Origin of the sequence: Microbacterium esteraromaticum (assembly GCF_014084045.1) — a bacterium.
Classification (GTDB): domain Bacteria; phylum Actinomycetota; class Actinomycetes; order Actinomycetales; family Microbacteriaceae; genus Microbacterium; species Microbacterium esteraromaticum_D.
In genome coordinates this window covers 712351-725992 of record NZ_CP043732.1, presented here as the reverse complement: position 1 = coordinate 725992, position 13642 = coordinate 712351, and the positions used below count along the sequence as shown (strand labels likewise).

Below are 13642 nucleotides of genomic sequence, written 5' to 3'. Positions count from 1 at the left end.
GCCCGTCTCGTGCTCGAATGTACGTCTCGCGGTGGTGGCGCACCCGTCAGGTGACGGTGACCGAGATCGTGTGCCAGCCGGTCGCCCCCTCGGGGGCGGGAGGGGCGATGGCGTCGGTCTGCGCTGCGCCGTCGGCGCCGAGCGCACGGCAGCGGATGCGGTGATCGCCTGATTGCGCCCGCCAGGGCAGGCGCCACTGCACCCAGGTGTCGTCGGAGAGGGCGGATGCCAGCTCGGCGCGCTCCCACGGGCCGTCGTCGACCTGCACCTCGACCCCCGAGATGCCGGTTCCCGGCTGCCAGGCCACGCCCGCGATCACCGAGTCGCCCGCATCGAGGCCGCTTCGTGCGCGTGGCACGTCGATCCGGGACTGCAGCTTGATCGGGCCCTTCGCCGACCAGCCGCGGTCGGTCCAGTACGCGCGAGCACGATCGAAGCGGGTCACCTCGAGCTCGGTCACCCACTTCGTCGCCGACACGTAGCCGTACAGCCCGGGCACGACCATGCGCACGGGGAAGCCGTGTGCGAGCGGCAGCGGCTCGCCGTTCATGCCGATCGTGAGCAGGGCGTCGCGGTCGTCGGTCAGCGCCTCCAGCGGGGTGCCCGCGGTGAAGCCGTCGGCCGAGGTCGAGAGCACCATGTCGGCGTCGGCGTGGGGGACCGCGCGCGCGAGCAGCTCGCGGATCGGGTAGCCGAGCCACACGGCGTTGCCGACCAGATCGCCGCCCACGGGATTCGAGACGCACGACAGCGTCACGGCACGCTCGGTGAGCGGCAGCGAGAGCAGCTCGTCCCACGTGAGCGTGACCTCCTTCTCGACCATCCCGTGGATGCGCAGCCGCCACTCGGCGGGATCGACGGTCGGCATGATGAGCGCCGTGTCGATGCGGTAGAAGTCGCGGTTCGGCGTGATCAGCGGCGGCAGCCCCGCGACGTCGAACTGGGCGCCGGGCGGCATGGCGGGTGCAGGAGAGGCCGCGCCGGGCAGCCGCAGTGCGTCTCGGGCGACGGTCACTGCCGCAGAGCCTGCCTTGGTGAGCGCGCCCGCCGCAGCCAGGGCGATGCCGACGAGGGTCGTGCCGCCGGCCCAGGCGAGGAAGGTGCGACGTGAGGGGGAAGAGGCGGATACGGGGGCAGATGCGGATGCCGTGGCAGATCCGGATGCCGTGGTCGGCGCGTTCGCCCTGTCATGCCCGGATGCCGTGGCAGATCCGGACGCCGTGGTCGGCGCGTTCTCAGCGGTCGGCCTCTCGGTGTTCGCCGGTCGGGTGCGCGCCGGTGGGGTCTGCGGGTCGGGTGCCTGCGCCGTGGCTGCGGCCGCGCCGTTCGCAGGCGCGGATGCCGCGCGTGCGAACGGAGCGCTGCGCACCAGCATCCGGAGCGCCGTCGCGGCGGTCGCCCCGGCGACGGCCGATGGCAGCCACGCCGGCGATCCGGCATCCGCTCTGGTGAGCGCGAGCACGCCGACGGCCACGCCGACCACGGCCAGCGCGATCACACCGGCGCGGGGCCGTCGCACCTCGACGATGCCGGCCACGGCGGCCAGCGCGAGCAGCACGATCGAGATGCCGACGAGCAGCGCTGCCTTGTCTGCGGTGCCGAACCAGGCGATCGCGGTGTCCTTCGCCCATGTCGGCGCGGCGTCGATCAGCGCCCCGCCGACCACGGCGAAGGGACTGGCCGAGGGGGCGAACAGTGCGGCGAGCAGCTCGCCGGCACCCGCGCCGAGCACCGCCGCGGCGATGCCTGCCGCTGCCGCGACGCCGCGCCGCCGGAGTGAGCCCTCCATGCCTCAAGGCTACGCGCGCTGGGCGACCCGGCCCCCGCGAGACGTACATTCCAGCACGAGACAGCGCTGGGGGACACAAGTCTCGTGCCAGAGCGTACGTCTCGCGGGCGGAGAGCGTCAGTCCTTCAGGAACGGGCCGGTGTCCTGCGGGCGCACATCCGGATCGTCGAGTCCCGCCAGTTCGTCTTCGGCGATCAGCTCGTCGACGTCGAGGGTCGACGGGGTGGAGTCGACATGGCTCTCGGCCGACAGCGCCCCCGGCGTCACCCGCGCGGGGTCGGCTGGGGCGACCTGCAGGCCGAACGTGCGCTGCAGCCGGCGCATCCAGCGCGGCTGTGCGCCGAACACGCCCGTCGCGTCGTGCGCCTCGACCTCCAGCCCGTAGTAGTCGCCGATCTTGTCGATGAACTGCGCGCGCTCGGCCTTCGCATACGCCCGGCGCTCGCGGCTGAAGGCGACGACCGTCGACCAGCACATCAGCAGCATGACCACGCTGAACGGCAGCGCGATCGTGATGGCAGCGGTCTGCAGAGCGTTGAGACCGCCCGAGAGCAGCAGGGCGATGGCGAGCAATGCGGTGACCGCGACGAAGAACGTGCGGATCCAGCGCTTCGGCTCCGGCTTGCCGCCCGTGGCGATCATGCCCATCACCAGCGCGCCCGAGTCGGCAGAGGTGATGAAGAAGATCGCGAGCAGCAGGATCGCGCCGACGCTGACGATCGTCGAGCCCGGCACGTGCTGCAGCAGTGCGAAGAGCGCGCCCTGCAGGTCGACCTCGCCCTCGGGGCCGGTCAGCGTGCCGGGTTCTGCCAGCTCGAGCGCCAGCGCCGAGCCGCCGAGCACAGCGAACCACAGGATGCCCAGCAGCGTCGGCACGAGGATCACTCCGACGACGAACTCGCGCACCGTGCGGCCCTTCGACACGCGCGCGATGAAGATCCCGACGAAGGGCGCCCACGAGATCCACCAGCCCCAGTAGAACGAGGTCCACGACGCCTGCCACTGCTCGCCCTCCGCGCCCTGGAAGGCGCTGACGTTGAACGAGAGCCCGACGAAGTTCTGGATGTAGTAGCCGATCGACTGCACGAAATCGCGCAGCAGGAACTCCGTCGGCCCCACGGCGAGCAGATAGACGACCAGCAGGCCGGCGAGCACGAGGTTGGCGTTCGACAGCCACTTCATGCCCTTGGTGACGCCCGAGAGCACCGACATCAGAACGAACACCGAGATGATGAGGATCAGCACGACCTGGGTGATCTCGTCGGGGTCTGCGATACCCGCCGCGTGCAGCCCAGAGCTCATCTGCAGCACGCCGAGGCCCAGCGAGGTCGCCACGCCGAACAGGGTGCCGACGAGCGCGATCACATCGATCGCGTGGCCCCAGCCGCCCTCGACCTTCTTCCCGAGCAGGGGCTCGAGGGTCCATCGGATCGAGATCGGGCGCCTGCGCCGGTGGATGGCATACGCGAGGGCCAGGCCGATGATCACGTAGATCGACCAGGCGTGCACGCCCCAGTGCAGGTACGTCTGGCCGAGAGCCGCCTGTGCCAGCTGCGCCGGGGTGCCGTCGACCCCTGGGCGCGGGTCGGTGAAGTGCGAGAGCGGCTCGCTGACGCCGTAGAACACCAGGCCGATGCCCATGCCCGCCGCGAACAGCAGCGAGAACCAGCTCATCAGCGAGAACTCCGGCTCCTCATCGTCTCGTCCGAGCTTGATGTCGCCGAAGCGGCTGAACCCGAGGAACAGGCAGAACGCGACGAAGAACGCGGCGATCAGCACGTAGTACCAGTTGAAGGCGTTGACGATGCTGGTCTGCACGGCCTGGAACGCCGTCTCGGCGACGCCGGGCAGCAGCAGCGCGAACAGCGCGAACACCACGACGATCACGGCCGCGGGCCAGAAGACCCACGTGAGCACCTGCGGCTCGCGCCGGGATGACCCTGAATCCCCCTCCTGCACCGCGGTGGCGTTCGGATCGGATCCGTCTCTGTTTCCGCTCATGTCCCCCACGGTACCCAGGTGCGGCGGTGTCACGCGGGACTGTCGTCGGGATCGAGCGACTTCAGCGCGTCGCGCTCGACGGCGGTGTCGGCCGTCAGCTGGTCCTCGGTGTTCTCGTCGCCGCCCAGGGGTGCGTCGCCCTTCCCGGGCGGGGGAGACATCGGGCGGGCTTCGTCGTCGGGCGCAGGGGGCGCCTGCCTGGACTCCTGCTGGCGCGGCATGCCGCTTCCGAGCGGGTCGTGACCGGGAACGTGCGGATGCTGGCCGTCGGGTGAGCCGTACTTCGGAGTGCGCTCTTGCTCGTTCATCCCGCGACGGTAGGCGTCGGGGGCGACCGGCTCACACCCCCTTGACAGTGCGCGGATGGCAGAGGAGCAGCACCAGGGCGACGGTGAAGGATGCCAGCATCGTCGCCGACATGATCGTCGCCGACACCCCGAGCATCGACACGAGTGGAGGCACGAAGGCACCGAGCAGCATCATGAGCGTGCCCAGCACCGCCGAGGCCGACCCCGCGCTGTGCCGGATCCGGCCCAGCGCGATGGCGGTGAGCGAGGGGTTGTTCACCCCGTGCATCGACATGGCGACGAAGAGGGGCACGAGCACCCACGCCACGGGCGAACCGAGCATCCCGGCCAGCGTCATCGCGATCGACGCCGCGATGGCCGCGCTCAGCGTCCAGCTCACCAGGCGCAGGCCCGCGACCCGGCCGGCGAGGCGCCGGTTCAGCTGCGCCACCGCCATGATGCCGACGGAGTTCACCGCGAAGACGAGTGCGAACTCCTGTGCGCTGAGACCGAACTGCTCCTGCAGCACGAACGGCGACAGCTGCAGGTAGGTGAACAGGGCGATCGATGCGAAGCCGAGGGTGATCGCCGTGAGCATGAACCCGCGGTTCGCGACGGCCGAGCCGATGCCGCGCAGGTCGCTGACGATGCCGCCAGTCGTGCGGGAGGTGCCGTCGAGCGTCTCGGGAACGGACGATGCGGCCACGATCAGCAGCAGCAGGCCGATCACGGCCAGGGCGATGAAGACGCCGCGCCAGTCCGACACCGTGGCCACCGCGCCGCCGACCAGCGGCGCGAGCACGGGAGCCACCCCCATCACGGCGGCGAGGGTCGAATACGCGGCGATGGCCTCCGCACCCGAGAACACGTCGTGCACGACCGCTCTCGAGATGACCATCCCGGCGGCGCCGCACAGGCCCTGCAGGATGCGGATCGCGATGAGCGACTCGATGGTCGGCGCGAGCGCGCAGAGCACCGACGTGACCGCGAAGCCCGAGATGGCCAGGATCAGGGGCATCCGGCGGCCGAAGCGATCGCTGATCGGTCCCCAGAGCAGCTGCCCGAGCGCGAGGCCGATCATGCATGCGCTCATGGTGAACTGCGTGAGCGACTCGGAGGCGCCCAGGTCTGCGCCGAGCTGGGGCAGCGACGGCAGGTAGACGTCGAGCGAGATGGGTCCGAAGGCCGTGAGCGCGCCGAGCGCGAGCATCAGCCGGCGCTGGTGCCGCGCCACCCTCAGTCCTTGTCGTCTCGGGGCTCGACGAGCCTGATCGGGGTGGTCGCCGTCGTCCGGTCGTCGAACGAGGCGGGGTCCATGGCCCGGATGACCGACAGCGGGCGGGTCTCGTCGAGCGTGAGCTGGAAGCGCCGGCCGTCGCGGCGGTGCAGCCGGCCCGACCAGAGCATCCATCCGATGCCGATACCGAACGCGAGGATGCCCGCGATGCCGCCGACGGCGATGGAGGTGCGCGCCGAGAAGGCGTCGACGATCCATCCGGCGATCGGAGCGCCGATCGGGGTCGATCCCATGATGACCGCCATGTACAGCGCCAGGACGCGCCCTCGCACCGCGGCGTCGGTCGTCGTCTGCACGTACCCGTTGGCGGTGGTGAGCATCGACACGATCGTGAAGCCGACGAACATGAGCGTCGCGCCGTACGACCAGTAGGTCGGCATGACGGCGGAGATGAGGGATGCCACGCCGAACCCTCCTGCCGCGATCACCAGCACCCGCACCCGGGCGCGCTCGCGCCGCGCTGCGAGCAGGGCTCCCGTCAGCGAGCCGATCGCGAGCACCGAGCTGAGCACGCCGTAGCCGTCGGCATCGCGTCCGAACTCGAGCGCCATGGTGGAGGCGAAGATGGGGAAGTTCATGCCGAACGCGCCGATGAGGAACACCATCACGAACACGACCAGCAGATCGGGGCGGCCCCAGACGTACCGGAAGCCCTCGCCCAGTCCGCCGCCGCGCCTGTTCTTCACCCGGGGTGTGAGCTCGTTCACCCTGATCAGCATGAGGGCGACGATCATCGCGAGGAAGGTGACCGCGTTGGCCACGAACACCCACCCCGACCCGAGCAGCACGATGAGGATGCCGCCGATGGCCGGTCCGACGAGACGGGCCATGTTGAAGGCGGCGGAGTTGAGGGCCACGGCGTTGGAGGTGTCCTCGAGGCTGACCATGTCTGAGACGAACGCCTGCCTCGCCGGGGCGTCGAAGGCGTTGGCGACGCCGAACGCGGCCGCGAAGACGAACATGAGCGGCAGGGTCATCACACCGGTCAGCAGCAGAGCCGCCACGCCGATCGCGAGCAGCATGAGCGCGGCCTGGGTGCACAGCAGCACGCGACGGCGATCGAAGCGGTCGGCCACCCAGCCGGTCAGGCTCACGAGCACGAGGGGAGGGGCGAACTGCAGCGCCATGGTGATGCCCATCGCCGTGGCGTCGTTGTCGGTGAGCTCGGTGAGCACCACCCAGTCCTGGGCGGTGGCCTGCATCCAGCCGCCGACGTTCGAGATCACGCCCCCGAGGAACCAGGTGCGGTAGTTGAAGCTGCGGAACGAGCGGAACATGCCCGACGAGTTCGTGCTCATGCGTCGGCCATCCTCTTCAGCAGCGCCGATGCGGCGTGCAGCACGGCGAGCTCGTCGTCGTCGAAGTGCTGGGCGTCGATGAGATCGGCCAGCAGGCGGTTGCGCCGGCGGATCGTCTCGATCACGACGCTCTCGCCCTGCGGGGTGATCTCGACGTAGACGCGGCGCCGGTCGTCGTCATCGGGAACCCGCACGACGAGGCCGAGGTCGGCGAGTCCGTTGACCGTCGCGCTCATCGTCGGGGCGGTCACGTGCTCGTGCTCGGCGAGTGCGGACAGCGTGCGACGTCCGTGGACGCGCAGAGCGCCGAGGGCGGCCAGCTGCGCGTCGCTCATCGCGTCGAGGGCGCGCGCGGATCGCAGACGCCTGGTGAGGCGGAAGAGGGCGTAACGCAGCTCGGCGGCGGAGTCGTCGTGTTCGTCGGAGTCGGCAGTCATTACTTAGATAGTCTAACTAATGTTCTGCCTTCGAGGGTGCGTGAAAATACTGCCCGCACATCTGTCGCCGAGCCGGAACGAATGCGAAAATAATTCTCATGCCCATCGATCTCGAGGTCGCCGTCCAGAACTGCGCCGGCGTGCGCATCGCCCGGGAGATCGGCGCCGCTCGCGTCGAGCTGACGCAGGCACTCGCGCTCGGAGGTCTCACCCCGTCGCGCGCGACGATCGAGCTCGCGCTCGAGACCGCGGGACACGACGGGCCCGAGGTGCATGTGCTGGTGCGCCCGCGCGCGGGCGATTTCCACTACGACCGAGACGAGTACGAGGCGATGGAGCGCGACGTGCGCCACGCCCTCGCCGCGGGGGCCCACGGGGTGGTGATCGGATGCCAGGACGCGACCGGCACGCTCGACCGCGACGGTCTCGCCCGGCTGCGCGACGCGGCCGCGGGCGCTGCCGTCACCCTGCACCGCGTGATCGACACCACCCCCGACCCCCTCGCAGCCCTGCACCTCGCCCGCGAGCTCGGTCTGAGCCGCGTGCTCAGCTCGGGAGGCGCCTCCCGGGCTCTCGACGGTCTCGACGTGCTGCGCGCTCTCGTGCGCGAGGCGGCGGGGGAGATCGAGGTGATGGCCGGCAGCGGCATCAGCGGCGCCGATGTGGTGACCGTCGCGGCCACCGGCGTCGACGCCGTGCACTTCTCGGCCAAGCGCACCGTCACCGCCGACGGCGGCGTGCGGCTGGGGTCGGCCGATGAGGGAGTGGGCGGGCACGAGGTCACCGACCTCGCCGCCGCCCGTTCGATCGTCGACGCGCTCGCCGGTGCTCAGGCGGCGTGAGGTCGATGGCGGTGCCCGAGCGGCTCGGGCGGCATGCTCCGTAGACTCTGACGCATGGCCGCCCCCCGCACTGCTGAGTTCGTCGATGCCCACGGCATCGCCGTCGTCTACGACGTGCACGAGGCCGCAGGCCCCGCCAGGGGAGTCGTGCAGCTGCTGCACGGCGTCGGCGAGCACGCCGGACGCTATGTCCGCACCATCGAGGCATTGACCGGTGCCGGGTTCCACGTCTACGCCGACGATCATCGAGGACACGGCAGAACGGGCATCCGCCAGCACGGCGGACCGGCGAAGCTCGGGCGTCTCGGCCCCGGTGGACTGCGTGCCGCGGTCGACGCGTGCTGGCAGCTCACCGAGATCATCCGGTCGGAGCATCCCGACCTGCCGCTGGTGCTGCTCGGTCACTCGTGGGGCTCATTCCTGTCGCAGAAGCTGCTGAACATGCATCCGGAGGCGTACGACGCCGTCGTGCTCACGGGATCCGCGCTGCTCACCCCTGCCGACCTGAACCCGCGTCCGCTGAACGCGCACTGGCGCGGCCCCGACGCCACCGGGCTCGAGTGGCTCTCGCGCGACGAGACGGTCTGGGCGGCGTTCCGCGACGACCCGCTGACGACCGAGGTGCCGCTGCTCAGACTCTTCGGCCCGATCGAGGCCGCACGGCTGTACGGCCTGCCGAAGAAGGACCTCGGCCACGAGATCCCGATACTGCTGATGGTCGGCCGCGACGACCCGGTCGGCGGTCCGCGCAGCGTGCACAAGCTCGCCGCTGCCTACCGCAGCCGCTCCGGCCTCTCCGACGTGACCACCCTCGTCTACCCCGACGCGCGTCACGAGCTGTTCAACGAGCTGCAGCAGGACGACGTGCGCGCCGACCTGCTCGCCTGGCTCGACGCCCGCATCCCGGCGCAGCGCTGAGGTGGCGGATCTTCTGCATTGGCTGATCGACGCGTTCGACGCGCAGATCGTCATCGGCTCGTCCGCGCTGCTCGTGCGCGAAGTCGTCGGCAACGTGTTCGGGCTCGCCAGCGCACTCGGCGCGATGCGCAGACGGCTGTGGGCATGGCCGGTCGGCATCGTCGGCAACCTGCTTCTGCTCACGGTCTTCCTCGGCAGTCTGCTCGGCACCGAGCACACAGCGAACCTGCTCGGCCAGGCCGGACGGCAGGTGATGTTCATCGCCGTCTCGATCTACGGCTGGGCGCGCTGGCGTCGGGCACGCGACGGCGAGGGGCACGCGGTCACCCCGCGCTGGGCGTCGGGACGCACCCGGGTGCTGCTGATCGGTGCGCTGCTGGTGGGCACGGCGGCGCTCACGCCGCTGTTCCGGATGCTCGGCTCGTACGAGCCGGTGTGGAGTGACGCGTGGACCTTCGTCGGATCGCTGCTCGCCACCTGGGCGATGGCGAAGGGCTGGGTCGAGTTCTGGCTGATCTGGGTGGCGGTGGATGCGGTGGGCGTGCCGCTGCTGTTCTCTGCCGGCTACTACGCCACCGCCTTCATGTACCTCTTCTACGGGGTGTTCACCATCGTCGGCTTCTTCGTGTGGATGCGCGCCTCGCGCGGCGCCAAGCCGCGCATCGACACCGACCTGCCCGACCCGACCGTGCGCGGCGGGCGCGGTTAAGCTGTACGGGTGCATGGTGAGTACAAGGTTCCAGGGGGAAAGCTCGTCGTCGTCGACCTCGAGGTCGAAGACGGTCTGATCCGCGACTTCCGTCTCGCGGGCGACTTCTTCCTCGAGCCCGACACGGCCCTGGAGGCGATCAACGCCGCGGTGGAGGGGATGCCGATCGAGGCGGACGTCGCCACGATCGCCGCCGCCGTGCGCGCAGCTCTTCCCGACGGCGCTCAGCTGCTCGGCTTCTCACCCGAGGCGGTGGGGACCGTGGTGCGCCGCGCACTGGTGACCGCGCCGGGGTGGCGCGACTTCGACTGGGAGATCGTGCACGAGAAGGCCGTCTCGCCGCGCATGAACCTCGCGCTCGACGAGGTGCTCACCTCGCGGGTGGGCGAGGGCCGCCGTCGCCCGACTCTGCGCATCTGGGAGTGGGACGAGTCGGCCGTCGTGATCGGGTCGTTCCAGTCGTACCGCAACGAGGTCGACCCAGAGGGGGCCGCGCGGCACGGCTTCGACGTGGTGCGCCGGATCTCGGGCGGCGGGGCCATGATGATGGCAGCCGGGCAGATCATCACCTACTCGCTGTACGTGCCCGCATCGCTCGTGCAGGGCATGACCTTCGCCGACTCGTACGCCTTCCTCGACGACTGGGTGCTGCACGCGCTGCGCTCGGTCGGGATCGAGGCCACGTACCAGCCGCTGAACGACATCGCCTCGCCCACGGGCAAGATCGGCGGCGCCGCGCAGAAGCGTCTCGCGAACGGAGGTGTGCTGCACCACGCGACCATCTCGTACGACATCGACGGTCAGACGATGACCGAGGTGCTGCGCATCGGCCGTGAGAAGCTCAGCGACAAGGGCACCGTCTCCGCGGCCAAGCGGGTCGACCCGCTGCGCACGCAGACCGGCATGGAGAGAGCCGAGATCATCGAGCGCTTCAAGGCCACGTTCCGCGCGCTGACGGGCGCCGAGGACGGCGCGATCACGCCAGACGAGTACGCCGACGCCGAGGCACTCGTCGAGTCGAAGTTCGCGACCGACGCGTGGCTGCACCGCGTTCCGTGACCGTGACGGCTCCGGAGGGCGAGCGCTCCGAGCGGAGAAGTGCGCCTGCCGCGGATCGATCCGCGGATTCGGTCCGCGCGAAGCGCACATCCCCGCGTGAAACGCCCGCGCCGGCGGGTGCGGTCGAGATCATCGAGGGGGACAATCTTGCGGCGGCGGCGTCGCTGGCATCCGGATCCTTCACCCTGGTCTACCTCGACCCGCCCTTCAACACCGGCCGCACCCGGGACGAGAGGTCGTCACCGCCAGGCGCAGCGCTCTCTCCGATGCGCAGACGCCGGAGGCGGAGCCGCTCGAGGTCGCGAAGGAGATCAGGTACGGCTTCCACGGGCACTCGTATGAGCGGGTGCGGGGGATGCTGCGCACGTTCGACGACCGCTTCGACGACTACGGCGAGTTCCTCATGCCGCGCCTCGAGGAGGCGTGGCGGCTGCTGGCAGACGACGGCACCCTCTACCTGCACCTCGACTACCGCGAGGCGCACTACGCGAAGGTGATGATGGATGCCGTGTTCGGGCGGGACTGCTTCTTGAACGAGCTCATCTGGGCGTACGACTACGGCGCGAAGTCGCGCAGCCGGTGGCCCACCAAGCACGACACGATCCTCGTGTACGCGAAGAATCCCGGCCGGCACGTCTTCAACGCCGACGAGATCGACCGGGAGCCGTACATGGCCCCGGGGCTCGTCACGGCGGAGAAGGCCGCGCGGGGCAAGCTGCCCACCGACGTCTGGTGGCACACGATCGTTCCGACGACCGGGCGCGAGAAGACCGGCTATCCGACGCAGAAGCCCGAGGGCATCCTGCGCCGCATCGTGCAGGCCTCGTCGAGGCCGGGCGACCGGGTGCTCGATCTGTTCGCGGGGTCCGGCACGACCGGGGCGGTCGCATCGGCGCTCGGCCGGGATGCCGTGCTGGTCGACGACAATCCCGAGGCGATCCGCGTCATGCGCGAGCGGATGCCGCACGCCGAGAGCCGGGCCGTCTGAAGCGGCCTTCCTGCCACGTGGCGCGATTCAGCACCGCGCGGCCGGAGGCCACGGCGCCCAGGGGCTCGTGCGGCCGGTGAGGATCGGCGACGCGGCGGCCAGCCGCTCGGCCGGCAGATCTTCGCCGCGCGATCGGCCCGACCGCGATCCGTTCGGGAATGTCGTCTCGGCCTCCACCCATGGCCTTCGTCCGGCGTCGACGCTCTCGCGGTAACGGCCCTCGGCGACCGCCAGCACCTGCTGCTCGAGGTCGTCGGCCTCTGTGGTCCATTCGGAGTCGCACGCCTCGCATCCGCAGACCGGGTAGGGGAAGTCGTGCAGCAGGCCGGCGTGCAGGAGAACGCCGGGATAACCCGTGTACACGAACGTCAGCGCTGCGCACGCCGGGTCGTTCGGCGCGACTCGCACCGCACGGACGACATCGTCGTGGAGGCGGAGCAGGTCGGACGCGAGGTCGATGCCCTCGTGCACCTGCACGTCGTATGCGGTGCGCAGATGGGCGATGAGTGCATCGGCCACCGCGTGCAGGGGAGCGAAGCGCTCGGGGTGCCGATCGACCGAGTAGGCCTCTTCGGGTGGGGAGCCGGGCCATCGTCGGCCGTACTCGATCACCTGGTCGTCGTCGTCGATGAAGACGGGCGACGCGATCGCAGGGCGCACATAGGCGGTCATCCCCTCATCCTCGCCCAGGGCGGCGGGACGGTCCAGGACGCGATGCGGCGCCGCACGCCGAGGTCCGGGCGCGCTGACCGGTATCGTGCGCGACGTGCCCGCCGACGTCAGCGATCGCGGCGGGATGCGGGAGCGGTGGATTCGCGCACGATCAGGGTCGACTCGAGCAGTCCGTGATCCGGGGACGGTCGCCCTTCGAGCGCTGCGAGCAGATCTGTCAGCATGAGCTCGCCGAGTTCGGTGAAGTCCTGCCGGACCGTGGTCAGCGGCGGGCTGAAGTGACGTGATTCCGGCACGTCGTCGAATCCGACGACGCTGATGTCCTCCGGCACTCGCAGACCTCGTTCGTGCAGACCGTGCAGCACGCCGAGCGCCATCTGGTCGTTCGCGACGAAGACGGCGGTCGCGTCGCCGAGGTCGGCATCGCGGGCGTATGCGTACCCCGAGTCGCTGGACCAGTCGCCCTCCGCCGGTGCGACGACAGGCAGCCCGTGTCGAGCGAGCGTCGACTCCCAGGCGGCGGCTCGCGCCTGCGCCACATGCCAGTCCAGCGGGCCTGCCAGATGACGGATGCTGCGGTGACCGAGGCCGATGAGATGCTCCACCGCGCGCTCCGTGCCCTGCGTCTGGTCGTATGCGGCGTTGAGCAGGCCCTCTTGGGGCTCGTCCATCTCGACGATCACGGGGAGGCCGACGGTGTACTTTCGGACCCGGGCGAGAGAGGTCGGGCGCATCGCGATGATGCCGACGGCGTCGACTCCCTGGGTCACGAGCTCCATCACACCGATGTCGAGGGGCCGCTGATCGTCATCATCGATCGACACCGAGGTCACGGCGTATCCGTAGCGGCGCGCCGCCCGCTCGAACGCACGCAGAGTCGTGTTCGGACCGTGGTTGACCTGGCCGTGCAGGAGCACGCCGATCCGCATCGAGCGCTTCGTCACGAGCGCCCGCGCGATGGGGCTTCTCGTGAAGTTGAGCTTCTCGACGGCGTCGAGCACGCGGCGCCGGGTCTCGTCACGCATGTTCGGGTAGCCGTTCAGGGCGCGCGAAACGGTCATGTGAGAAACGCCGGCCAGCGCGGCGACATCGTGCATGCTCGCTCGTGCCGGCGAGGTCGCGGGCACGAGCGGCGCATCGGTCTCGCTTGAATCCATTTTCACTCCCTGATGCATCGTAGGCGCGCGATCCGTCATGCGGCCAGAATGCTTGACTTTCCCCATCGCAATCATGATAGCGTTAACGAAGTCGCAATGATAGCGTTAACGAAGCGAGAATCCGGCGGTTTCCTGGGCCCGGCGCGCGCCTGCGCGAATCGCGACGACATGGCGACAGAGCAGTGCAG

12 protein-coding genes and 1 pseudogene are annotated in these 13642 nt (G+C 70.1%); 5 read left to right on the top strand and 8 right to left on the bottom strand.

Going from position 1 to position 13642, the window contains the following annotated elements; all coding sequences use genetic code 11:
* Positions 1-46: 46 nt before the first annotated feature.
* The 6 genes from FVO59_RS03550 to FVO59_RS03525 form a co-directional block, all read right to left on the bottom strand.
* Positions 47-1789: a molybdopterin-dependent oxidoreductase gene (locus FVO59_RS03550; protein WP_182254711.1), complete on the bottom strand. Its 1743-nt coding sequence runs from the start codon at positions 1787-1789 to the stop codon at positions 47-49.
* Between the two features lie 117 nt (positions 1790-1906).
* Positions 1907-3790, bottom strand: a complete 1884-nt coding sequence (locus tag FVO59_RS03545; protein WP_182254709.1) for a BCCT family transporter — start codon at positions 3788-3790, stop codon at positions 1907-1909.
* Positions 3791-3819: 29 nt separating this feature from the next.
* The gene (locus FVO59_RS03540) at positions 3820-4098 is read right to left on the bottom strand and encodes a hypothetical protein (RefSeq protein WP_182256930.1); all 279 of its coding nucleotides are present in this window, start codon (positions 4096-4098) and stop codon (positions 3820-3822) included.
* A gap of 31 nt (positions 4099-4129) precedes the next feature.
* On the bottom strand, positions 4130-5311 hold the full coding sequence (locus FVO59_RS03535) for a multidrug effflux MFS transporter (RefSeq protein ID WP_182254707.1): 1182 nt from the start codon (positions 5309-5311) through the stop codon (positions 4130-4132).
* 2 nt (positions 5312-5313) lie between these two features.
* Positions 5314-6672, bottom strand: coding sequence for an MFS transporter (locus FVO59_RS03530; protein WP_259363416.1), 1359 nt, complete (start codon positions 6670-6672; stop codon positions 5314-5316).
* Positions 6669-7109, bottom strand: a complete 441-nt coding sequence (locus FVO59_RS03525) for a MarR family winged helix-turn-helix transcriptional regulator (protein ID WP_182254705.1) — start codon at positions 7107-7109, stop codon at positions 6669-6671. Before FVO59_RS03525 ends, FVO59_RS03530 begins: the two co-directional genes overlap by 4 nt.
* A 98-nt stretch (positions 7110-7207) precedes the next feature.
* Here FVO59_RS03525 and FVO59_RS03520 point away from each other — a divergent pair, with 98 nt between their 5' ends.
* From FVO59_RS03520 to FVO59_RS03500, 5 genes and pseudogenes are all read left to right on the top strand, one after another.
* Positions 7208-7951, top strand: coding sequence for a copper homeostasis protein CutC (locus tag FVO59_RS03520; RefSeq protein ID WP_182254703.1), 744 nt, complete (start codon positions 7208-7210; stop codon positions 7949-7951).
* A gap of 54 nt (positions 7952-8005) precedes the next feature.
* Positions 8006-8869, top strand: coding sequence for an alpha/beta fold hydrolase (locus FVO59_RS03515; protein WP_182254701.1), 864 nt, complete (start codon positions 8006-8008; stop codon positions 8867-8869).
* 1 nt (position 8870) lies between these two features.
* Positions 8871-9578 carry a nicotinamide riboside transporter PnuC gene (gene pnuC, locus FVO59_RS03510; RefSeq protein ID WP_259363415.1) on the top strand — a complete coding sequence of 236 codons (708 nt, stop codon included), beginning with the start codon at positions 8871-8873 and terminating at the stop codon, positions 9576-9578.
* A gap of 9 nt (positions 9579-9587) precedes the next feature.
* Positions 9588-10637 carry a lipoate-protein ligase LplAB gene (gene lplAB, locus FVO59_RS03505; RefSeq protein WP_182254699.1) on the top strand — a complete coding sequence of 350 codons (1050 nt, stop codon included), beginning with the start codon at positions 9588-9590 and terminating at the stop codon, positions 10635-10637.
* Between the two features lie 128 nt (positions 10638-10765).
* Positions 10766-11625: pseudogene (locus FVO59_RS03500) on the top strand (DNA-methyltransferase).
* Positions 11626-11652: 27 nt separating this feature from the next.
* On the opposite strand, the gene FVO59_RS03495 reads toward FVO59_RS03500, so the two are convergent.
* Positions 11653-12297, bottom strand: coding sequence for a DUF6226 family protein (locus FVO59_RS03495; protein WP_182254697.1), 645 nt, complete (start codon positions 12295-12297; stop codon positions 11653-11655).
* Positions 12298-12404: 107 nt separating this feature from the next.
* Positions 12405-13454, bottom strand: coding sequence for a LacI family DNA-binding transcriptional regulator (locus FVO59_RS03490; protein ID WP_182254695.1), 1050 nt, complete (start codon positions 13452-13454; stop codon positions 12405-12407).
* Positions 13455-13642: the final 188 nt, after the last annotated feature.